Annotated in this window: 22 protein-coding genes and 1 pseudogene; 14 read left to right on the top strand and 9 right to left on the bottom strand. The window is 55.3% G+C overall.

Annotation, left to right across the window (positions count from 1 at the left end; genetic code table 11):
* Nucleotides 1-27: 27 nt before the first annotated feature.
* From ACN0V1_RS09060 to ACN0V1_RS09040, 5 genes are all read right to left on the bottom strand, one after another.
* On the bottom strand, nt 28-534 hold the full coding sequence (locus tag ACN0V1_RS09060) for a hypothetical protein (protein ID WP_417544674.1): 507 nt from the start codon (nt 532-534) through the stop codon (nt 28-30).
* Between the two features lie 97 nt (nt 535-631).
* The gene (locus ACN0V1_RS09055; RefSeq protein WP_417544673.1) at nt 632-2,398 is read right to left on the bottom strand and encodes a sodium:solute symporter family protein; all 1,767 of its coding nucleotides are present in this window, start codon (nt 2,396-2,398) and stop codon (nt 632-634) included.
* 4 nt (nt 2,399-2,402) lie between these two features.
* Nucleotides 2,403-2,666 carry a DUF4212 domain-containing protein gene (locus tag ACN0V1_RS09050; RefSeq protein ID WP_144780362.1) on the bottom strand — a complete coding sequence of 88 codons (264 nt, stop codon included), beginning with the start codon at nt 2,664-2,666 and terminating at the stop codon, nt 2,403-2,405.
* Nucleotides 2,667-2,877: 211 nt separating this feature from the next.
* The gene (locus tag ACN0V1_RS09045; protein WP_417544672.1) at nt 2,878-3,585 is read right to left on the bottom strand and encodes a PolC-type DNA polymerase III; all 708 of its coding nucleotides are present in this window, start codon (nt 3,583-3,585) and stop codon (nt 2,878-2,880) included.
* Nucleotides 3,586-3,602: 17 nt separating this feature from the next.
* On the bottom strand, nt 3,603-5,519 hold the full coding sequence (locus tag ACN0V1_RS09040; RefSeq protein WP_417544671.1) for a putative nucleotidyltransferase substrate binding domain-containing protein: 1,917 nt from the start codon (nt 5,517-5,519) through the stop codon (nt 3,603-3,605).
* Between the two features lie 183 nt (nt 5,520-5,702).
* Here ACN0V1_RS09040 and smrA point away from each other — a divergent pair, with 183 nt between their 5' ends.
* The 10 genes and pseudogenes from smrA (at nt 5,703) to ACN0V1_RS08990 (ending at nt 12,207) form a co-directional block, all read left to right on the top strand.
* Nucleotides 5,703-6,284, top strand: coding sequence for a DNA endonuclease SmrA (gene smrA / locus ACN0V1_RS09035; RefSeq protein ID WP_417544670.1), 582 nt, complete (start codon nt 5,703-5,705; stop codon nt 6,282-6,284).
* A 66-nt stretch (nt 6,285-6,350) separates the two neighbouring features.
* On the top strand, nt 6,351-6,542 hold the full coding sequence (locus ACN0V1_RS09030; RefSeq protein WP_417544669.1) for a membrane lipoprotein lipid attachment site-containing protein: 192 nt from the start codon (nt 6,351-6,353) through the stop codon (nt 6,540-6,542).
* 93 nt (nt 6,543-6,635) lie between these two features.
* Nucleotides 6,636-7,144: pseudogene (locus ACN0V1_RS09025) on the top strand ((2Fe-2S)-binding protein).
* A 1-nt stretch (nt 7,145) separates the two neighbouring features.
* Nucleotides 7,146-8,699: a molybdopterin cofactor-binding domain-containing protein gene (locus ACN0V1_RS09020; RefSeq protein WP_417544668.1), complete on the top strand. Its 1,554-nt coding sequence runs from the start codon at nt 7,146-7,148 to the stop codon at nt 8,697-8,699.
* On the top strand, nt 8,690-8,830 hold the full coding sequence (locus tag ACN0V1_RS09015) for a hypothetical protein (protein ID WP_417544690.1): 141 nt from the start codon (nt 8,690-8,692) through the stop codon (nt 8,828-8,830). Before ACN0V1_RS09020 ends, ACN0V1_RS09015 begins: the two co-directional genes overlap by 10 nt.
* Complete coding sequence (locus ACN0V1_RS09010; RefSeq protein ID WP_417544667.1) at nt 8,769-9,236, top strand: XdhC family protein; 468 nt, start codon at nt 8,769-8,771, stop codon at nt 9,234-9,236. Before ACN0V1_RS09015 ends, ACN0V1_RS09010 begins: the two co-directional genes overlap by 62 nt.
* Before the next feature lie 3 nt (nt 9,237-9,239).
* The gene (locus tag ACN0V1_RS09005) at nt 9,240-9,866 is read left to right on the top strand and encodes a methylthioribulose 1-phosphate dehydratase (RefSeq protein ID WP_417544666.1); all 627 of its coding nucleotides are present in this window, start codon (nt 9,240-9,242) and stop codon (nt 9,864-9,866) included.
* Complete coding sequence (locus ACN0V1_RS09000) at nt 9,863-10,423, top strand: 1,2-dihydroxy-3-keto-5-methylthiopentene dioxygenase (protein ID WP_417544665.1); 561 nt, start codon at nt 9,863-9,865, stop codon at nt 10,421-10,423. Before ACN0V1_RS09005 ends, ACN0V1_RS09000 begins: the two co-directional genes overlap by 4 nt.
* Nucleotides 10,420-11,112 (top strand): acireductone synthase, encoded by a 693-nt coding sequence (gene mtnC, locus ACN0V1_RS08995; RefSeq protein ID WP_417544664.1) that lies wholly within the window; start codon nt 10,420-10,422, stop codon nt 11,110-11,112. Before ACN0V1_RS09000 ends, mtnC begins: the two co-directional genes overlap by 4 nt.
* Before the next feature lie 39 nt (nt 11,113-11,151).
* Nucleotides 11,152-12,207, top strand: coding sequence for a DUF3080 domain-containing protein (locus ACN0V1_RS08990; protein WP_417544663.1), 1,056 nt, complete (start codon nt 11,152-11,154; stop codon nt 12,205-12,207).
* A gap of 53 nt (nt 12,208-12,260) precedes the next feature.
* On the opposite strand, the gene ACN0V1_RS08985 is transcribed toward ACN0V1_RS08990, so the two are convergent.
* Genes ACN0V1_RS08985 through arsC form a run of 4 tightly spaced genes read right to left on the bottom strand, consistent with a single transcriptional unit; the run spans nt 12,261 to nt 15,525 of the window.
* Nucleotides 12,261-14,090 carry a GspE/PulE family protein gene (locus ACN0V1_RS08985; RefSeq protein ID WP_417544662.1) on the bottom strand — a complete coding sequence of 610 codons (1,830 nt, stop codon included), beginning with the start codon at nt 14,088-14,090 and terminating at the stop codon, nt 12,261-12,263.
* A gap of 29 nt (nt 14,091-14,119) precedes the next feature.
* The gene (locus ACN0V1_RS08980) at nt 14,120-14,479 is read right to left on the bottom strand and encodes a DUF2069 domain-containing protein (RefSeq protein WP_417544661.1); all 360 of its coding nucleotides are present in this window, start codon (nt 14,477-14,479) and stop codon (nt 14,120-14,122) included.
* Between the two features lie 56 nt (nt 14,480-14,535).
* Nucleotides 14,536-15,141 (bottom strand): NAD(P)H:quinone oxidoreductase, encoded by a 606-nt coding sequence (gene wrbA / locus ACN0V1_RS08975; RefSeq protein WP_417544660.1) that lies wholly within the window; start codon nt 15,139-15,141, stop codon nt 14,536-14,538.
* A 30-nt stretch (nt 15,142-15,171) separates the two neighbouring features.
* A complete protein-coding gene (gene arsC, locus ACN0V1_RS08970; RefSeq protein ID WP_417544659.1) occupies nt 15,172-15,525 on the bottom strand; it encodes an arsenate reductase (glutaredoxin) in 354 nt (117 codons plus the stop codon).
* An 89-nt stretch (nt 15,526-15,614) separates the two neighbouring features.
* Here arsC and ACN0V1_RS08965 point away from each other — a divergent pair, with 89 nt between their 5' ends.
* The 4 genes from ACN0V1_RS08965 to tilS all read left to right on the top strand — a co-directional run bounded on the left by ACN0V1_RS08965 (nt 15,615) and on the right by tilS (nt 22,029).
* On the top strand, nt 15,615-16,067 hold the full coding sequence (locus ACN0V1_RS08965; RefSeq protein WP_417544689.1) for a TlpA family protein disulfide reductase: 453 nt from the start codon (nt 15,615-15,617) through the stop codon (nt 16,065-16,067).
* Between the two features lie 57 nt (nt 16,068-16,124).
* A complete protein-coding gene (gene dnaE, locus ACN0V1_RS08960; RefSeq protein WP_417544658.1) occupies nt 16,125-19,607 on the top strand; it encodes a DNA polymerase III subunit alpha in 3,483 nt (1,160 codons plus the stop codon).
* A 156-nt stretch (nt 19,608-19,763) separates the two neighbouring features.
* Nucleotides 19,764-20,717: an acetyl-CoA carboxylase carboxyl transferase subunit alpha gene (accA, locus tag ACN0V1_RS08955; RefSeq protein WP_417544657.1), complete on the top strand. Its 954-nt coding sequence runs from the start codon at nt 19,764-19,766 to the stop codon at nt 20,715-20,717.
* A complete protein-coding gene (gene tilS, locus ACN0V1_RS08950) occupies nt 20,701-22,029 on the top strand; it encodes a tRNA lysidine(34) synthetase TilS (protein ID WP_417544656.1) in 1,329 nt (442 codons plus the stop codon). The genes accA and tilS overlap by 17 nt, the downstream gene beginning before the upstream one ends.
* Nucleotides 22,030-22,060: the final 31 nt, after the last annotated feature.

The following is a 22,060-nucleotide window of genomic DNA, read 5'->3' as shown; positions in this document are numbered from 1 at the left end:
GATTTACCTGGCGCCGTTACTGAAACATCAGCCGGCGCATACAGCTGAGAACAGTGGGTCGCTTCGGTTCAGAACTTTGAGGTTATCGATCCGGGGTGTTCCATCAGAGCCGATAGGGACGATCTCACGGGTTGTGCAGTTAATAATGTGAACCCTGTGCGAAACTGTGTCTGTCAGCTTCTGTTCAAACCGGTAGAGCGTGAACCGGATGATATTCGGGTTGTCGGTGTCCTGTGCGATGCTGTCCATATCCACCGTGGAAAATGCGGTTACGTATGGCTGAACCAATGACCAGGGACGCCAGAATATACCTCTGCTCTCTGTGCTCACGACCACAGCCTCATCTGGCAGGCGTGACTGCTTATGGTCAAACCAGATGTACTCGCCGTAGATCAGGTAGCCAAGCATACCTGCACCAGCAAATACTGGAATAATCCATTTAGGCGCCATATTGCGAGTAGCGGCGCGGATTGCCAGAGCGATACCGGCAGCGCCCAGTCCACAAAATACGGTGGCGACAAGAGTCCAGAACATAAATGCGTTTCCTTAAAAAAGAACGGGCTTCCTCAAAGAGGAAGCCCGTTCAGTATCAGCCTGTCAACTCAATGAGCGAACCAGGCCGGGTTGTTGCTTAGTGGTCTTGGGCTTGTGCCGCACCGCGAGGGTAACGAACGCTTTCAACCAGTTCCTGAATCTCAACGGGCGGCTCTTCAGTTGCATTGGATACAGCGAAGGCTACCGCAAAGTTGACCAAGGCGCCAATCGCACCGATCGACAGCGGAGAGATGCCGAATACCCAGTTCGCCGGAGTGTCTGCAAGGTTCGCAGTGCCCGGAATAAAGAGCCAGCCCTTGTACACGAAGATGTACGTCAGAGTGAACGCCAAGCCGCACAACATACCTGCAATGGCGCCGGTATTGTTAACACGCTTGGAGAAGATACCCATCATCAGAGTCGGGAACAGTGATGCCGCTGCAATACCGAAGGCCAGAGCAACCACCTGCGCTGCGAACCCCGGAGGATTGGCACCAAGGTATGTCGCCACAACAATTGTAATGGCCATGGAGATACGGGCTGCCAGCAACTCGCCTTTCTCCGTAATACCCGGATTGATTGAACCTTTGATCAAATCGTGGCTGATTGCCGAGGATATAGCCAGCAACAGGCCTGCTGCGGTCGATAGTGCAGCCGCCAGACCACCTGCGGCTATCAGCCCGATAACCCAGCCGGGAAGGTTGGCAATTTCCGGGTTGGCCAGTACCAGGATGTCACGGTTTACGTCCAGCTCATTGCCTTTCCAGCCGCGAGCATCGGCTTCAGCCTGAAAGGATGGAGCATCGTTGTAAAGCTGAATGCGACCGTCTTCGTTCTTGTCAACGAACTTGATCAAACCCGTGACTTCCCACTCCTTAACCCACTGTGGACGATTGTCGTATTCAATCGGCTCAGCAGCGGTGCCATCCGGATAGATGGTTGTCATCAGGTTCAGTCGAGCCATGGACGCAACAGCCGGGGCCGTAAGGTACAGCAGCGCGATGAACACCAGGGCCCAGCCAGCTGACCAGCGAGCGTCAGCAACCTTGGGAACGGTGAAGAAGCGGATGATAACGTGAGGAAGACCAGCGGTACCGATCATCAGCGTCAGAGTAAACAGCACCATATTCAGCTTGTTATCGATGTCCGCAGTGTACTCGTTAAAGCCAACGTCAGTAATTATCTGGTTCAGCTTATCGAGAATCGGCATTCCGGAATCGATGTGCGTGGAGAACAAACCCAGCGCCGGAATCGGGTTGCCGGTCAGTTGCATTGAGATAAACACAGCTGGGATGGTGTAGGCAATGATTAGCACGCAGTACTGGGCAACCTGTGTATAGGTGATACCTTTCATGCCGCCAAGCACGGAGTAGATGAAGATTACGACAGCGGCGATTATCAGGCCTGTTGTTGAATCAACCTCCAGGAAGCGGGAGAAGGCTACACCGGCACCGGCCATCTGGCCGATAACGTAAGTCAAAGATGCAACAATCAGGCAGATAACCGCAACCAGGCGGGCGTTCTTGCTGTAGAAACGGTCACCGATAAACTCCGGAACCGTAAACTTGCCGAATTTACGCAGGTATGGCGCCAGAAGCATGGCCAGCAGAACGTAGCCGCCAGTCCACCCCATAAGGTAGGTTGAGGCTCCATAGCCACTGGCAGCAATAAGACCCGCCATGGAGATAAAGGATGCCGCAGACATCCAGTCAGCACCAATCGCCATACCGTTGGTGATCGGGTGTACGCCGCCGCCGGCAACGTAGAAGTCCTTCGTGCTTCCGGCCCTGGCCCAGATAGCAATGAGAATGTAGATCAGGAAAGACCCGCCCACAAACATGATATTGATTCCAAATTGGCTCATACGCTTATTCCTCGTCCACGCCGAATTGTTTATCGAGCCTGTTCATGCGCCACGCGTAGTGGAAGATCAACCCAATGAACGTAAGAATGGAGCCCTGTTGCGCGAACCAGAAGCCCAGGTCCGTGCCGCCGATGGGAATACCGGCAAGCATGGGGCGCAAAATGATTGCAAAACCGTAAGAAACCAGGGCCCAGACAATCAGGCTCCCGAATATAAGGCGAAGATTCGCCTTCCAGTACTTTTCAGCGTCGTAACTATGCCCTGACATAGGATTACTCCTGTCTTGTTGTTGTTGATCTATCGTGGTGTTTTGGTGAGCTGAGCGAGACAGAGAATTTATTATTCATATTGGTACTTCCCCTACTTGTCCTCTTTTATGACTTTACCTGTCAATCGATTTATAGATATTGGCAAAAAGTCTAATTCTTGGGGATTTGCTGTGACAGGCGTCTGTTTTTCAGGGGTTTCTGATACTTGGACTACATGCGATGTATGTCTTTCAGGCGACGCTGGTACCGCAGTTTGTCGTGCAGTTCCCTGAGGGTTTTAAGGCCGTTTTTGTGAGCTTTGTTCATGGCAATGAGGGTCAGTTCTGCGGTAGCCAGAGCATCTGAAGCTGCGTGGTGTCTTGCGCTGACCTCCAGGCCAAAATGGTCAGCCCAATTATCCAGGCCTTTGCCGTCGGTAAGGGCGTCCGGGAAAAACGCGGGCAAGATGTCTGCTACGTCCATCCAGGTATGGTTTTGGGTGTAGCCAAGCTCAGCCTTCAGGGTTTTTTCCAGAAACTTCTGGTCGAACGCCGAGTGGTAAGCAAGTACCGGGTCGCCATTCATCCACTCCAGAAGAAAAAGCAGGGCATCTTCGGTCTCATGCCCCTGGGTAAGCGCTTCCGTCCCTATACCGTGAATCAGTACCGTTTTGGTGATATCCAGTTCGGGGCGCCGAAGAACCAGGTCAAACTGATCGCTGAGGTCAATTGCGCCGCCGTTGATCGCGACTGCGCCAACAGCTATGACTTCATCCTTGTTCGGATGCAATCCTGTGGTTTCAAGGTCCAGAACAATCAAGCGGCATTCAGACAGCAACTGATCACCCGGGCTTATGGGGTTGGGCATATTCTCTGGCGCCATTTTCCCGGTCAGGCCCGTACGGCGACGTTCAATCCACTGTCTGATCTGTTCCAACATGGGGCGGCAGCCTGGATTCAGAGTTGGTAGGTAACTTCGAGTTTCTGTTGCAGGCGCTGAGCCTGGCGGAACGACTCACGGAGAATGCGCCTGTCCAGCGGGTTCAGGTCGTCCGGATCTATGTAGTTGGTGAGCTCTTCGCCCCGCTCGAGCATTTCCTGGTGTGATCGCATGCGAATGGCCTGAATCAGGCTGTAAGCATCTTTCCACGCTGCAGCATCTTTTGCATCAAAGACGTTTTTTTGGACAAGATCGTCCATCCTCTCAATCGTATTTGCACTTTTCACGCCGTTGGCTAGCGCGAAAACGCGTACTGCCTCAACAAAAGGTGCGAGGCCCTGACGCTTCAGATCGAGGCCGTGTTTCTTGCCTTCGGACACAAAGCGAAAGTTCCGGAACATAGTCAGCGCCGGTTTTCTCTGGAATGCGTTACTAGCCAGCATCTTCTGAAACAGAGCATTCTTGCGAACCCTTGTCGACACCCGGTCCAGAAGTTCGTCCAAGTGCTCCTTGGGTCCGAACACGGCGCGCATATCCAGGAAAATGGAGGAATAGACAAGATTCTGTGGTGTGGATGCGTCAATGAAGCGGATAAACCAGTCATCCCATTCCCGGTCGCTCAGGCACAGCTTGGGGTTACTGGCCATAATGTTTCCCTTGCACAGGGTGAAGCCGCATTCTGCAAGTTCGTCGTTGACTACACGGGCGAATGGCAACAGCTTTTCCCGGACCTGGTCTTCGGTCATGCCTTCCGGCGTCTGGAAAAGTATGCCGTTGTCCTGATCAGTCAGAAGAGTTTGCTCCTGCCGTCCTTCGCTGCCAAACGTCAGCCAGGTGAAGGGGATGCCGGGATCGTTTTTCTTGATGTTCAGCTCAAGTACCCGTCGCACAGTGACGTCATTGAGCGTAGTAATGATTTTTACAACCTGGCCGGAGTCTGCACCGTGAGCCATCATGGCATCAACCAGCCTGGAGACGTCGGTGCGCAGGCTGACCAGAGTTCGTAGATGCGTTGCGGTGCCGATGGTGCGTGCGAGATTAACCAGATCGACTCGCTGCAGAGAAAACAGATCCCGCTCCGACACTATTCCTATCAGGCGGTTGTCTTCATCGACCACGCAAATGTGTGCGAAGTGGTACTCGGCCATCAGCATGGCTGCATCGAAGGCATCCGCCTGTGCTGTCAGGCAGCAGGGATCTTTCGTCATTATCTGTCGAACCGGCGAGTCCAGGGTACAAGCCTCTTCTGCAATCATGGTACGCAGGTCGCGAAGGGTAAAAATACCGGTTGGGTGCCGGCTGTCATCGGTGATGACGATGCTACCAACGTTGTTTTCGTGCATGCGGGCAACGGCTTTACGCACCGGCAGATCCGGAGAGCATACAATGGGATTACGATGAGCGTAGCGTTCGAGGGGCGTGCTCAGGGAAATGCTGGACCCCATGGATGCCATGGCGCCGGTCTGTATGCGCTGGTTAACCTGGTCCAGCAGGCTGCTGACACCGCGCAAGCAGAAATCACGGAATGGCTCGCTTTCGGAAATCAGGGTAACAAAGGTGTTCTGCTCTATGCTGAGGCAGAAGGTATCGCCGGCGGCACGGTGCAGTGTACGGGTGGGGCGTTCGCCTATGATGGCCGCTAGCGGAAAACACTCACCCTGGCTGATCTCAAACGTGGTTTCTGTTTTTTCAGCTTTCTCGTTATGACGCTCACCACGGATCCGTCCCTGCTTAACAACGTAAAACCTGTGAACGATACCGTCTTCAGCAGAGAGAACGACATCGCCGTCTGCATAAAAGCGTAATGTGGCGTGCTCAGCAAAGTGGGCGAGATGGTCGTCGTCCATGTTGGAGAAGGGCGCGTGCGCCTGCAGGAAACCCATGATGGATCGGGTATTCTGGGGGCGAGTAGTGTCCTGATTTGCTGCTGCCATAGCCGGTTCCACTTGGTCGTTATTATTGTCAAATAACAGTGTAGTTCAGGGGTGCGGGTGTTCACTCTACGATTTTGGTCGCACAGTGATAGTCATAACCTCGTACGATACTCCCGGTTTCTTTATGGAGAGCGTGCCGGGTGGTAAAGTTCTTCCATTCAACAGGTTATTGAAAGCACGGCCATGACTACCAAAAATGATCGCCTCAGTTTTCTTGAAGAAATGAAGGATGTCCGGCGCATCCGAAAACCCAATCGCGCCGAGATAACCACACCCCGTGAACTGACGCCTGGCCACCTGGAGCGTCAGCGTGCTGCTGTGGAAAAGCCGCTCAGAGATGCTAACCCGCTCACCTCTGACATTGTCGACCCCTTAACGGCGCACGATATACTGTGCTGGCAACGCGCGGGTATTCAGCATGGGGTTTTTCGCAAATTCAGGTTGGGGCAATACCCTATCGAAGCAAGGCTGGATCTGCATCGCATGACTGTCGAGCAGGCACGCAGGGACGTATTCAGGTTTATTGGTGATTGTGTCCGGTATGGCTTGCGTACAGTCATCATTCTACACGGAAAGGGAGAGCGCAATCCTGACGGGGTGGCTCAGCTCAAGAGTTACCTCGCGAAATGGCTGCCGGAGCTTTCCGAAGTGCTTGCGATTCATTCCGCCCAAAAACACCATGGTGGAACCGGCGCCGTCTATGTCATGGTGCGCAAAAGTGAGCGGGAAAAGCAGCTAAACCGAGAGGCTCAAGAGGGGCGTTAGCGCTTTATAAAGCTGCCCGAAACGACAATATCGAGTTTCAAGTCATTACTTTCTAAGGAGTTTTTCATGAAAAAAACGGTATTAATGGTATTTGCGGTTCTGGTTCTGGCTGGCTGTCAGGATCGGGTAATCTGGGACGATAAAGGCAAAGTGGAAGGTGCGACAGAAAACCGGGAAATATGGGATACCAACGGGAAAATGAAAACCGGTGATCGCAAGATCTGGGAGAACAAAGACGGCGAGAAAGTTGTCAAGTGAGGCGTTCTCAGGAAGCTTGTGTGCAAGTTGAGAAACGGACAAAACAACAAGCCAGGTGAACAGAGCCAGGACGAATAGCGGGGGAGAGCAGGCATGGCATTGAGCCTTACAGTTAACGGCGATCAACACTCGCTGGATATTGAGGGTGACACCCCTCTTTTGTGGGTATTGCGTGACGAACTGGGGCTCAAGGGCACCAAATTTGGTTGTGGTGTTGGCCTCTGTGGCGCCTGTACGGTGCACCTGAATGGGCTGCCGGTACGTTCCTGCTCAACCCGGGTGGAGTCCGTAGCTGGTGGTGACGTGACCACCATCGAGGCCTGGCAAATGGTAATCAGTTGCACGCCCTGCAAGAAGCGTGGATTGCAGAGGGTGTGCCGCAGTGTGGCTACTGTCAGTCTGGGCAGATAATGAGCGCTGCCCACCTCCTGGCAAACAACCCGGCGCCTGCCCGGGACGAGATTGTGGCTGCTATGACTGGCAACCTTTGCCGGTGTGGTACCTACTCGCGAATCATTGCCGCGGTTGAGTCGGTGGCTGGAAGCTCTTCAATGGAAGGTTCTCTGGCATACGATGCAGCGGCCGTCGGGGAGGCAAACTGATATGGCGATGAACCGACGCGACTTTCTCAAAGTAAGTGCTGGTACATCCGGCTCCTTGATGCTGTCCCTATCACTCCCCGGCTGCTCCGGAATGCCAACCGGCTACGCGCGGGAAACCGGTAAGTGGAAGCCGGATGCCTGGCTTGAGATAACGACTAACGACGAGATTCACTATACTCTGGCCCGGGTTGAAATGGGGCAGGGAACCTATACCGGGCTCACCACCCTGATTGCAGAGGAACTGGAGGTTGATCCTGAGGCGATCACCACCAGGTTTGCGCCAGTAGCGCCGGAATACCGCAACCCCTTGTACAAACTGCAGCTCACCGGCGGCAGCACCAGTATTTCCTCCAGCTGGGAGCCACTGCGCACGGCGGGAGCTTCGGCGCGGCAAATGCTCATTTTGGCGGCTGCCAGAGTCTGGCAGGTCGATGCCACTGAGTGCTCCGCGCGCCAGGGCCGGGTGGTTCACCCCAATGGCCTGGATTCCATGCGCTATGGGCAGTTGGTGGAGTTGGCGTCGAAAGAGGTCATACGCGGCGACATCGCACTGAAGCCGGCCAGTGAATGGAAGTACATCGGTAAGCAACGGGGCAGACTTGACGCCCATGCCAAATCTACCGGCACAGCGGTTTACGGCATAGATGTTGAGCTTCCCGGAATGGTTTACGGTGTGGTAAGCCGCCCGCCCCGATACGGTGCGCGGCTCAAGGCTTTTAATGACAGCGAACTAAGAGCCATGCCGGGAGTTCTCGACGTATTTGAAATCGAGCGCGGTGTTGCGATCGTCGCCGACAAGTACTGGCGTGCCCGAAAGGCTCAGGATGCCTTGAAAGCAGAATGGGATGACGAGAACGCTCTGTCGCTTTCCACCGACGAGGTGTTTGCTTCATACAAACGCGCGGCAGATGAAGACTCCGGGGAGTCTGAACGTAGCGAAGGCGATTATGAGACTGCTGTTGGCAAAGCAGAAAAAGTACTTGAGGCGGAATACAGCCAGCCCTATTTAGCCCACTCGACTATGGAGCCCATGAATGCCACGGCCTGGTACCGCAATGACAGTATCGAAGTCTGGGCACCCACACAGGCTCCGGATCTTGGCCGTATTGCGGCAGCTCGGGTAACCGACCTTTCCCCGGATGATGTCACGATCAATACCACCTTTCTCGGTGGCGGGTTTGGTCGTCGCCTGACTCAGGACTATATCGAAGAAGCTGCGGCGGTTGCTTACCGGGTGAAGAAGCCGGTGAAAATGATCTGGTCGCGGGAAGAAGATACGCAACACGACTTATATCGCCCAGCCATGCTGCACCGGATGCAGGCCGGGCTTGATGGCAATCAACCGACCGGTTGGCATCACCAGATCGTCGGACCTCAGCTATTGGACTGGTACGTGCGCAACGCTGCACCCGCTCAGTACCCATGGGCGCCCAAGTTCATGTACGACACCCTGGGTAAAGTTGGCTTGCTTGCTGAAGGCATCGCAACGCCCAGGGACATGTCGGCCATTGAAGGGGCTATAGAGTACCCCTACATGACAGAGCCGTGCGATTAGCCGGCTGGGATACGTCCGTTGCGGAAGGTCGCGGGCGCGGCATAGCGCTGTTCAAGAGCTTTGGAACCTTTGTTGCGCAGGTGGTGGAAGCCGGTTTGGAGAACGGAGCTATTTACCGTTATTCTCTGTGAACCGCGGGAAACGTTTGCATCTGGTTGGGGGCATCAGCACCTGCCACTTGACCGGCGCTTGCCAGACGACCTGATAGCAGAGTCCTTTGGCGACCCCTGGTGCGGCGTGCTGGCACTGGCCCACGATCCGCGAATAGACGACATGGGCTTGCTGGCGGCGCTGCAGTCCCCCGCGTTTTACGTGGGTGCTATGGGCTCAAAACAGACCTCTGAGTCCCGCCGGGAGCGCCTTGCGTCGCTGGGGCTTGATGAAGCTGCGCTGCGGCGGTTACGGGCGCCGATTGGTATTAATCTTCCCAGTAAAACCCCCGCAGAAATTGCCATTTCTGTTGTTGCTGATCTGATTGAGGCCCGGCATCATTTGCGAACAACTCATGAGCAGTGCTCTTTACCTTTGGGAAGATAAACCGTGTTTGATGTAAGCCGATACGCTGTTGCTGCCGAATCCATAGTGGATGCCGGGCGCTTCCTTTACGGGCGTGGCTGGTCGCCGGCCACAAGCAGCAACTATTCCGCCCGTATAGATCACGAGCACATTGCCATTACCGTATCTGGCCGCCACAAGGGTCAGTTGGGAGCAGGTGATGTCATGGTGGTCGATCTCCAAGGTAGGCCGGTGCAGAGTGATTGCCGCGCCTCTGCAGAGACCTTGCTGCACACGGCTCTGTATAAGGTGTTTCCAAATGCCGGAGCAGTCCTGCATACACACTCTGTTAACGCGACCGTGCTGAGCCGGCTTGTGCCTGCGGGGGAACTTCTTACGTTTGAAGGCTACGAACTGCAAAAGGCCTTCGACGGCGTGGAGACCCATGAGTCAGCAGTGACAGTTCCGGTTTTCGAAAACACCCAGGACATTAACGCACTGGCCGATGAAACCCGGGAGTGGTTTCTGAGGCACCCTGAGCAGCCCGGCTATCTGATTCGCGGGCACGGGCTGTACACCTGGGGTAAAACCATGACGGATTGCCTGCGGCACGTGGAAGCTTTTGAATTTCTGTTTGAATGTGAACTTGCAACCATGAGGGTTCGCCCATGACGACTTTGAGTATATTTGACGCACATAATCCGGAAGCTGCTCCGACAGTAACCGATAACTCTGAAGAGATCGGCCAGTTGCTGCGCGGCAAAGGCATCCGTTTTGAGCGCTGGCCAACCCAGGATTTACCGGCTGAGGCAGCTCCGGAGCAGATTCTGGCAGCCTACAGCCGGGAGATTGCAAAGCTGAAGGCCGAGAGCGGTTTTCAAACCGCCGATGTGGTGAGCCTGAATCCGGATAATCCCCAGAAAGAGGCTTTCCGGACGAAGTTTCTGGATGAGCACACCCACAGCGAAGACGAGGTGCGTTTTTTCGTGCGAGGGCGGGGCATATTCTATCTGCACCTTGGCGATCAGGTGTTTGCGGTCCAGTGCCAGAAAAACGATCTGATCAGCGTGCCTGAAGGCACCCGGCACTGGTTTGATATGGGGCCCGAACCGGAGTTTACCTGTATTCGTCTGTTTACCAATCCTGAAGGCTGGGTCGCAGATTATACCGGCGAAGATATTGCCGGGCGCCTGCCACCCTTTGAGGAACTGGAAGGAGCAGCCCTATGATCCGGGTTATTCTTACGGATATTGAAGGCACAACCAGCTCGATCTCCTTTGTGCACGATGTGCTGTTCCCCTACGCCGCTGAGCACTTGCCGGGGTTTATCCGCGAACATTGGGATAAACCGGAAGTGTCGGCACAACTGGATGCGGTGGCAGAAGAGTCCGGAGCAGAACGTGAGGATGCCGAGGCATTGATCGAAACGCTGCAGGGGTGGATTCGCGAAGACCGCAAGGCTACATCGCTCAAAGCGATTCAGGGCATGGTCTGGGAACAGGGGTATCAACAGGGTGAGCTTAAAGGTCATATCTACGAAGATGCCGCCCAGTATCTGCAGCACTGGCATGATCGTGGTCTGCGTTTATACGTTTACTCGTCCGGTTCGGTAAAAGCCCAGAAGCTGATTTTTGGCTTTACTACGGTCGGCGATTTGACACTCTTTTTCTCCGGTTATTTCGATACCAGAATTGGCGGCAAGAAAGAACCGGAAGCCTATCGTAATATTCTCAGTGAACTTGGTGTAGAAGCCAGAACGGTTCTGTTCCTCTCGGATGTTGAGGCTGAACTCGAAGCCGCTGAGGCCGCTGGGATGAAAACCGTCTGGCTGATCCGGGATGGAGAATTACCGGAGACCAAGCGCTTTGCTGCCCGGAATTTCGCCGAAGTGGACGCTGCTCTGCTGCGAAAGCGGTAGCCGTTCGCTAGCCAATGCGGCTGGTGCCAGGAGGTAAACATGTCAGCAATCCGATCTGCCAGACTGCTTGCCTCCGCCCTGGTCGTGTTGCTGCTGGCGGGTTGCAACCCCTTCTCAGATGCCCGCCCGATGATGGATGAATATGTTGAACGGGTTGGCCGAGTGCTGGACGCTGAACCAGTGTTTTCTGAGATTCCCGCTGCACAGACAATGCCGAGACGTCGTAACCGTGTGCTGCCAATGCCTGAGCTGGAATTGGGTATGCTGGATTTTCTGTCACTATACGGTTGTGAGCTGCAATACGTGGTCGGCGAGAAAAACTCCGTTATGGGCAGGGTGATGCAGCCCCTTAATCGCCTGCGCTATGAGGTTCGCTTCATTCACACCGCCGGCGACTGCCTGGAAACGGTCGAGGATGAAGAGCTTCAGGGTGTTTTAAAACAGGCCATTTCCAGTAAGCGCAAAACACTGCCAATTGCCATCTGGAACGCAACCTGGGGTGTCGAGGAAGTGGAAACGTTATTCACGCTCGCCAAGGGCGAGTACCCGGTTGAGGCCAAAGACCCGCTTTCGGATCTTGCCCGGGACGCTCGCCAGTTGAATAAAGCATTGGCGGCGCTTCTGGATCAGAATCTTGATGTGGATCTGGGTTTCTGGGGTGAGGTGCATCAGCGCTGGCAGGCGGAATATCGGGCGGGCCAGTTGATCAACAGCGCCCGGTTGGTGACTGTGCGCCTCGGGGATGCAACGCGTGTTATGCGCCAGCGACTGGATAGCCGTCCCTTATGCCTTAATGGCAAGCCAAATAACCAGTCCGATGTCGTTCAGGGTATGTTTTTCAGCATCTATATAGGGAAAGTTCAGCCTTACCTCGCCGACCTGCGACGTGCCCGTACGGACCTGATAGAACCCTTATCCGAGTTGGCGGCCATGCAGGCTGATGTTATGCCTGAGCATTTTCAGAGGTGGTATCAGTCCACGCTGGCTCAGGGAGGCCGCGAAAGTGTGTGGGCGAACCTGGATGCTGCGGTGGAGAGTCATACCAAAGGCTGGCAGGCACTGCTGGAACAATGCGGGTTGAGGCCGGGGGCATAACCCAAAGTGCTCTTCACAGTATTCTCTAAAGCATTCTTCAAAGCATTCTGCGATCAGCGCTGGCTTTCTGGCGTTACCCTCAGTATTTCCTCGACGGTGGTCAGGCCGCTGGCAACTTTTTGTGCGCCGCTCAGGCGCAGTGATTTCATGCCCTCCCGGTAGGCGTCCAGTCGCAGCTGTTCCAGTTCGCACTGATCGGTGATCTGGCTTGTTAGTGCGCCTGAAAGAGTCATGATTTCATACACCCCCGCACGGCCAAGATAACCCGTATTGCGGCATTCCAGGCAGCCAACCGGCTTGTGGAACTGTTTTGGCGCGGGTGCTTTCCAGGGTCTTGTCAGAGTTTGCCACGCCTGAATGTCGACCGGGGTCGGCGCTTTGCAGTGGGGGCACAGAGTTCGAACAAGGCGCTGAGCCATAACTCCCAGCACGGTTGCGCGAATCAGATACGGCGGAATGCCCAGTTCCATCATTCGGGTCAAAGCGCTTGGTGCATCGTTTGTGTGCAGTGTGGAGAGCACAAGATGCCCGGTCAGTGCTGCCTGCACCGCCATTTCGGCGGTTTCAAGATCGCGGATTTCGCCAATCATGATTATGTCCGGATCCTGTCTCAGCAGGGCCCGTACACCGGTGGCAAAGGTCAGGTCGATATTGGTCTGGACCTGCATCTGGTTGAAAGCAGGCTCAACCATCTCGATGGGATCTTCAATGGTGCACACATTCAATTCGGCAGAGGCGATCTGTTTCAACGTGGAATAGAGGGTGGTGGTTTTGCCGGAACCCGTAGGGCCAGTTACCAACACAATCCCGTGGGGCTTTGAGGTTGCCTCCTGCCAGCGCTCGCGGTCTTCGCGGCTGAACCCCAGTTGTTCGTAGGATTTCAGTAGTACATCCGGGTCAAATATCCGCATCACCATTTTTTCCCCGAACGCCGTCGGCATGGTGGCCAAGCGCAGCTCCACTTCCTTGTTGTCGGGCTTGCGGGTTTTCAGGCGGCCATCCTGTGGCCGACGTTTTTCAGCGACGTTCAACCGCCCCAGAATCTTGAGCCGGCTGGTAATGGCCATGCCCACATGTTCGGGAAACTCGTAAACACTGTGCAGTACACCATCAATCCGGAAGCGGATGTGGGTCAGTGTGCGGCGTGGTTCAATGTGAATGTCGGATGCGCGCTGATCGAACGCATACTGCAGCAGCCAGTCGACAATGCGCACAACATGCTGGTCGTTGGCGTCTGCGCTTTCCGCGGCGCCCAGGTCCAGTAATTGCTCCAGATTCTGGTGGCCTGCGTTGTTGCCCGGTGCCTGGCCGCCGCTGGCTTTGTTGACAGAGTTCGCGAGCTGGTAGAACTCGATGGAGTAACGGCGGATGTCTTCCGGGTTCGCGACTACTCTGCGGATATCCTTGCGCAAGGCTTGGCGCAGGTTGCCTTCCCAGTCACTTTTGAAGGGTTCAGCACTGGCTACCAGGATTTCTTCCTGCCTGATCTCTACAGCCAGAATGCCGTGGCGTTGGGCGAATGCGTACGACATGACCCGGGCAATCGAAGGCGTGTCTATTTTCAATGGATCAATGTGGTAATAAGACTGGCCAGCCCAGTCTGCGAGCCATTGTGTCAATCCTTCGAGATCGAGAGTTTTGCCGCTTTTTTCACTGGTGAGAGCTGCGATCGCAACCAGTTCCAGGGGGTGGCGTTTTGCTGCCTGGTTGCTGGCGGCGCCGAGGTTGGCAGAAAGCACACGTTCTGCGCTGTCCTGGTTGATTTCGCCATCGGTGACCAGCGCCGTGCAGATATCCCGCAGAGTCAGAATGCTCCGTGGCGGCGCGGGCGGCCTTGATGGCTGCCCTGTTGACAGGTGCTCTGTATTAGTGGGGTTGGGCATAGGGTGTCCCTTTCCGGTATTGGAGCATGTCAGCCTGTAACCGGCCGGTTCACTTTCAAATGAACCATCGCCATGATGAACAACAGAAGGGTAAGGATCATGAGAGTGACCGGGCCAGGTGCGCCTTGGCTAAGCCAGGAGGAAACCACTGCTTGGGTGAAGTAAAAGATCACCACGAAGGCCAGCCAGATGTAACCCCGATTGTGGCCACGGAACACGGGGACGGCCAGTGCCAGTAGTGGGATCAGCTTGACAGAAAGAATCAGAGTTATGGAAACGCCTTCAACCGGGGCAGGGTAAAAGGTTGTTATCAAAAGGGTTGCCAGTACCGCCAAATAGAGAAACTGGGTTGCCTGCGAGGTATGCCGGGCTTTTGGGTTGTGGAGCATTGTTGGATTCCAGAAGAAAAGTATAGATAGCTTTACGCTGTGCGGCTGTGTTTGTGTCAGTCTGCCAGTTTGAGCGCCAGGTTTGCCAAGCGTTCACCAAAGAACTGGCAGAGCGCCTTTTCATGTTGGCTCAGGGGCTGCTGTTCGGCGGTTCCGGCCCAGTGTGAAGGGCCATAGGGCGTGCCCCCGGTTGTCGTTTCATTCAAATTTTTATCTGTATAGGGCAGGCCGCACAACAGCATACCGTGGTGAAGCAGTGGCATCATCATGGTCAATAGCGTGGTTTCCTGGCCCCCGTGCAGGCTTCCGGTTGAGGTAAATGCCCCTGCCGGTTTACCAACCAGCGCTCCGCCAAGCCAGAGATCACCGGTGGTGTCCAGAAAGTGCTTCAGGGGCGCTGCCATATTGCCAAATCGGGTCGGGCTGCCAATAGCCAGGCCGGCGCAGTTGGCCAGGTCTGACTTGCTTGCGTAGGGCGCACCCGCATCCGGAACCGAAGGCAGCGAGGCTTCTGTGTCCGGGGAAACCATTGGAACGGAGCGCAACTTTGCTTCGATGCCATTCACCCTTGCGACACCCCGGCTTATCTGGTTTGCCAGCTCCGCAGTCTGCCCGTTGCGGCTGTAATAGAGAATCAGAACATAGGGCAGTTGCTCGGGCATTTTAACGTCCTTCAGTCGACAGTCGTAAAATCAAAGAATCGTGAGAATGTTTTCCGGTGGCCGACCCACGGCGGCCTTGCCGTTGGCGAGTACAATTGGCCGTTCAATCAGTTTCGGGGTTGCTACCATAGCAGCAATCAGTTTTTCGCGGCTCAGATCCGGGTTGTCCAGGCCAAGCTCCTTGTATTCATTTTCTCCGGTGCGCATCAGTTCACGTGGCTGGCGGCCGAGTGCGTCAAGAATTTCTGAAAGCTCCTGTTCTGTTGGCGGCGTTTCCAGGTAGCGTATAATTTCAGGCTCAATGCCGCGCTCTGTCAGTAATTCAAGAGCCTGGCGGGATTTTGAACAGCGAGGGTTGTGGAAAATCCGGGTGGGTTCTGTCATCTTCGTGCCTGTTTGTTGAAATGGATGCTGCAACTGTGAATAGTGTGGCCCGCAGTCTAACAGGAGGTTTTCCCTTGCAGAACCCTGTCATCCCTCGGTTATCTCGTGGGGCAGCCATTGCAGGCGTATTGGTTTTGACGGCTTTACTGGCAGGTTGCCAGAAAATTGAACTGGAGCGCGCTGAAGGCCCGAAACTCCCTTGGGATGACCTGCGCGGTCAGTGGGTCCTCGTCAACTACTGGGCCGAATGGTGTAAGCCCTGTCTGGAAGAAATCCCGGAGCTGAACGATTTGGACAAGGCGCCGGATGTTACCGTGCTCGGCGTAAACTTTGATGATGTGAAGGGCGAAGCTCTGGTGGATCTCGGTAAGCGTATGGGCATTGAATACACCATGCTTGCGAAGGATCCGGGCCCGGAGTTTGATTGGAAATTCCCGGTTGCGTTGCCAGCTACGTTTGTCGTGAATCCTGAGGGGAAACTTCTGGAGGCCCGCTTTGGCCCGCAGACGGAAGAAGACATACGGGCATTGATTGGCGGCTGAATGCCGCCGGCTCTCTCACGCCATCCAACAATATACATGCAGGAACAACCTGACGTTATGTCGCAGACTTTTGTACACCTTCGCGTGCACTCCGAACACTCCATGGTGGACGGTCTTGTCCGTGTTAAACCGCTGGTCAAGCGCGTTGTGGAACTGGGCATGCCGGCTGTGGGCCTCACAGAGCAGTCCAACATGTGCTCGCTGGTCCGGTTTTACAAGACGACAACCGGCGCTGGTGTGAAGCCCATTATTGGCGCGGATCTCTGGCTGGAGAACCCGGACGAGCCGGAAAACCCCTTCCGTCTGACGCTGCTAGCCCGGGATAACAAGGGTTACCTCAACCTCACAGAGATTGTTTCCCTTGGGTATACTGAAGGGCAACGCCACGGCAAGCCGATCGTTCAGCGCAAATGGCTGGAGAGCAGGGCCGACGGCCTGATTGCCATGTCTGGCGCCAAAATGGGCGATGTATGCAAGGCTTTGCTGGCTGACAAGCCAGAACTGGCAAAAGCCCGGGCTGAGTACTGGATGAACCTGTACCCGGGCTCTTATTATCTGGAGCTTCAGCGAACGGGCCGGCCCGGCGATGAAGACTGCCTGCACATGAGTGTTGAGCTGGCCGAAAAGCTCGGGCTCCCCGTCGTTGCTACAAACGACGTACACTTTCTGGAGGCCGACGATTTTGAGGCCCATGAAGCCCGGGTCTGCATTGGTGAGAGCAGGGCGCTGGATGATCCGCGTCGCGACCGTCGTTTCAGCGATCAGCAATACCTTCGCAGCGCGGAGGAAATGATTGAGCTGTTCAGTGATATTCCTGAAGCCGTTGAGAACACGCTGGAAATAGCGCGGCGCTGTTCGGTGACCGTGCGTATGGGCGAGTACTTCCTGCCCAATTACCCGGTGCCCGAAGGCATGACCATGGACGACTACTTCCGCCAGGTGTCGGAAGAGGGCCTGGAGGATCGTCTTGCCAAAACCCTGCCGAAAGATGATCCGGATTACGACAGCAAGCGCCAGGCCTATTACGATCGCCTGAATTTCGAGCTGGATATCATCATCCAGATGGGATTCCCCGGCTACTTTCTGATCGTGATGGACTTCATCAAATGGGCCAAGAACAACGGCGTACCGGTGGGACCGGGTCGTGGTTCCGGTGCAGGCTCGTTGGTGGCCTATGCCCAGCTCATCACGGATCTGGATCCGCTGGAATACGATCTGCTGTTCGAGCGCTTCCTCAACCCTGAGCGGGTATCCATGCCCGACTTTGACGTCGACTTCTGTATGGAAGGGCGTGATCGCGTCATTGCTTACGTCGCTGAGAAGTACGGCCGGGAAGCGGTTTCACAGATCATTACCTTCGGAACCATGGCCGCCAAGGCGGTGGTTCGGGACGTTGCCCGCGTGCAGGGCAAGTCTTACGGTCTTGCAGATAAACTGTCCAAAATGATCCCGTTTGAAGTGGGAATGACATTGGACAAGGCCATTGAACAGGAGCCAACGCTGAAGGAGTTCCTGGAGCAGGATGAAGAAGCTCAGGAAATCTGGGAAATGGCCCTCAAACTTGAGGGTGTGTGCCGAAACGCCGGTAAACACGCTGGCGGGGTGGTGATTGCGCCCACCAAAATCACCGACTTCTCACCGCTGTATTGTGATGATGAAGGCGGTAGCCTGGTGACCCAGTTCGACAAGAACGATGTGGAAGAAGCCGGTCTGGTGAAGTTCGACTTTCTTGGCCTGCGAACGCTGACCATCATCGATTGGGCGCTGAAGATGATTAACCCACGGCGGGAAGGCCGTGGCCTGCCGCCTCTGGATATCAACGAAATTCCGCTGGCCGACCCGGCTTCGTTCGTGATGCTGAAAAAGGCCGAGACGACCGCCGTGTTCCAGTTGGAATCCCGCGGTATGAAAGACCTGATTCGCCGCCTGCAGCCGGACTCACTGGAAGATATGATCGCTCTGGTGGCGTTGTTCCGCCCGGGGCCGCTGCAATCGGGCATGGTTGATGACTTTATCGATCGTAAGCACGGCAAGCAGCCCATGTCGTTCCCGCATCCGGATTATCAATACGAAGGCCTGAAACCGGTTCTGGAGCCCACCTATGGGGTTATCCTTTACCAGGAGCAGGTCATGCAGATTGCTCAGGTGATGGCGGGCTACACCCTCGGCAACGCCGACATGTTGCGCCGTGCCATGGGTAAGAAAAAACCCGAAGAAATGGCCAAGCAGAAGCAATTCTTCCTGGATGGCTGCGAAAACAACGGCATCAACAAAACCCTTGCGGAAAACATTTTCGATCTGGTGGAGAAATTCGCCGGCTATGGCTTCAACAAATCCCACTCTGCCGCCTACGCACTGGTGTCGTACCAAACCCTGTGGTTGAAAGCCCACTACACTGCCGAGTTCATGGCTGCGGTGCTGACCGCCGATATGCAGAACACGGATAAAGTGGTCACGCTGGTAGAGGAGTGCCGCAATCTCAAACTGGACCTGGTGCTGCCGGACGTAAGTCGTTCGGAATACACCTTTACAGTGAATGATGAAGGCCAGGTTGTGTACGGGCTTGGCGCGATCAAGGGGTTAGGCGAAGGCCCGATTCAAGCCATTGTGGAAGGCCGTGCCAGCGGTGAGCCCTATCAGGATCTTTTCGACTTCTGTCGCAAGGTCGATCTCAAGAAAATAAATAAACGGGCCATGGAAGCTCTTATCCGCTCCGGCGCCATGGACAAACTCGGTGCCAGCCGGGCTCAGCTGATGGCCAGCATCCCGAAGGCGGTGCAGCAAGCGGATCAACAGTCGCGCAATGAATCCGTGGGCATGATGGATATGTTCGGCGAAATGCTGGAGGCCCGTGAAGGCGGTGACCCATACGCAGACGTCGCCGGGGTGCGGGAATGGCCGGAGAAACAACGCCTGAAAGGTGAAAAAGACACGCTGGGGCTGTATCTGACAGGCCATCCGTTCGATGAATACGAGCGGGAAGTCCGGCGCTTCGTACGTTCCTCCATTTCCGATCTCAAGCCCAATAAGTCACCACAACGAGTTGCCGGGCTGGTTGTTGCTCAGCGCACCATGAAAACCCGCACGGGTTCCACTATGTGTTTTATCACGCTGGACGATCGGAGCGCGCGGATTGAAGCCACGTTGTTTTCTGAAGCCTTCTTTGAGAACCGGGAGCTGCTGCAGTCAGACCAGGTGATTGTGGTTGAGGGGCAGGTGAGCCACGATGATTATTCCGGCCAGATGAAAATGCGCGTCAGCTCGGTAATGGATGTGCCCAGTGCCCGGAAACAGTTCAGTAAGGGCCTGAAGCTGAACCTGCATGCGGACCAACTGCAAAATGGCCTGCTGGACAAGATCGACAGCACGCTCAGGCCGTTTCGCTGTGATGGCAGCCCGGTCTGGATAGAATACAGTAGCCAGGAAGCCAGTACCCGGATTGAACTGGGGGAAGCCTGGCGGGTGCGGCCGGACGACAACCTGCTGCTGGAGCTGAGATACCTCATGGGCGACCAGTGCGTAGAACTGGTCTATGATTGAGTGAGCAAGGCAAAGTGCTGTCCGAAGATTAAATATTTGTCAGATTGTGGACTCATACCAATGTCCGCTTTAGACGTGAACCGGGCACTGCTATCTTTGTACCAAATTCTGTGTTGGCGGAGTGTTGTTCCGCCTGGCAACAAATGATGGAACATCATGAACCCTAATTATCTCGATTTCGAACAACCGATTGCTGACCTTGAAGCCAAGATTGAAGAGCTTCGTATGGTGGGCAACGACACCGACATCAATATTTCTGATGAAATTACCCGTTTGAAAAAGAAAAGCGTCAGCCTTACCGAGAACATATTCTCGGACCTGCACCCTTGGGATGTCGCCCGTCTCGCGCGGCACCCGCGCCGACCCTATACCCTGGATTATATCGAAATGATCTTTGATGATTTCGATGAGCTCCACGGCGACAGGCGTTATGCAGACGACCAGGCCATTGTGGGCGGCACAGCCAGGTTGAATGACAAGCCTGTGATGGTGATTGGCCATCAGAAGGGTCGGGAAGTGCGGGAGAAGGTCAAACGTAACTTTGGCATGCCGCGCCCGGAAGGTTATCGTAAAGCGCTGCGCCTGATGGAAATGGCCGAGCGCTTCAGAATGCCCATTCTTACGTTTATAGACACCCCGGGTGCCTATCCGGGCATCGGTGCTGAGGAGCGTGGTCAGAGTGAGGCGATTGCGTTCAACCTGGCTGTGATGTCTCGTCTCAAGACACCCATTATTTCTACCGTGATCGGTGAAGGTGGTTCCGGCGGAGCATTGGCCATCGGCGTGTGCGATCAGTTGAATATGCTGCAGTACGCTACTTATGCAGTTATATCGCCCGAAGGCTGCGCTTCCATTTTGTGGAAAAGCGCCGAGTACGCTTCCCTGGCAGCTGAAGCTATGGGCGTGACGGCGGATCGCCTGAGGGATCTAGGTCTGGCAGACAACGTCATCACGGAGCCCTTGGGTGGTGCTCACCGCAATCCTGAGAAAATGGCTGAAGCCCTGCGTGAAATACTCGCCAAGGGTATGGCTGAGCTCAGCCGCTTGCCTCTGGATGAGTTGGTCTCCCGGCGGTATGAGCGGTTGACCCGCTATGACACAGGGCGTTAAGCCCGAATCAGGGTTCGCGTTTTCGGAGGCTTTGATTGCGCCGGTAAAAGCTGTCTCTGGCTTCCGGCGCCTTTGGGTTGCCCTCAGCGGCGGCCTGGATTCCACGCTATTGCTGCACCTTGCCGCGCACTGCCATTCGGGCGTGCGCGCCATACATATAAATCACCAGCTTCAGACCAATGCCGGCGAAACGGAAGCCTTTTGTCGCGACTTGTGCGCCGGGCTTGATGTTCATCTCACCGTTCAACTCGTATCAGTCAAGCAGGGTTCAGGCCTTGAAGAAGCCGCTCGCAAGGTTCGTTATGAATCTTTTGAGGCACTTCTCGAGCCTGGTGATATTCTTCTGATGGCCCATCACAGTGATGATCAGGCCGAAACCGTTCTTTTTCGCATGTTTCGCGGCAGCGGTGTGGCCGGACTCGCCGGCATGCCCGGAAGTCGCCCGCTGGGGGCTGGCCATCTTGCCCGCCCGTTGCTGGGTGTTGAGCGATCGGAACTCGAGCGCCATGCTCGTCAGGCTGGTATTTCATGGATTGACGATCCGAGCAATACAGATCAACGGTTCGATCGCAACTTCCTGCGCCTCAGCATTCTCCCCCTGCTCAAAAAGCGCTGGCCGGGCCTGAATCAGCGCCTTCGGCACAGTGCGGGTGCTTGTTCGGAAAGCGATTTCCTGAATCAGCGGCTGGCGGAGTTGCAGTGGCAGTCACTGGGAGGACACCCACGCCGCCTCCCCGTAGCAAGGTTGAACGCGCTCTCTCTCGCGGAACAGAAAAACCTTCTGCGCTGGTGGATGCGGCGCGCCGGACACCGGTCTCCTTCAATCAGCGACTGGTCACAGGTATTGCACGACCTGTTGCATGCAGCTGAAGATCGGTCGCCCGAACTGCAGGCAGAAGGCTGCAGCCTGCGGCGTTTTCAGGGGGAGCTTTACCTTGTTTCCGAAATGGCGGATTTGCCGGATGAACCTGTACCCCTCGAGCCAGGGCAGCCAGTGCGCTGGGACGAGTTGACGATTCGGCTGATGCCGGTGGCTACTGCGGAAACCGATGCTCCGCCAATACGGATATGTACGAGGCAGGGCGGAGAGCGTATCCGTTTTCACGCGTTTGGCCCCTCAAGATCCTTGAAAAAATGGTTTCAGGAGCAGGCGATTCCGCCTTGGCAAAGGCGCCGTCTGCCCTTGGTTTTCAGGGGCATAAAGGAAGAGAGTGAGCTGATCGCTATCGGCGATTTATGGTGTTCTGAACAATACTGCGGAAGCGCCCCTGAAGCAGGCTGGCGGCTGATTGTGGAGCGGGATTGTGATTGAGTCGCTGAGGGCTTTCTGGTAGTCTGGCGTC

It is taken from the genome of Marinobacter sp. (assembly GCF_048266785.1).
Lineage (GTDB): Bacteria > Pseudomonadota > Gammaproteobacteria > Pseudomonadales > Oleiphilaceae > Marinobacter.
The sequence above is the reverse complement of the archived record's forward strand: the minus strand, read 5'-3'. Positions and strand labels throughout refer to the sequence as shown.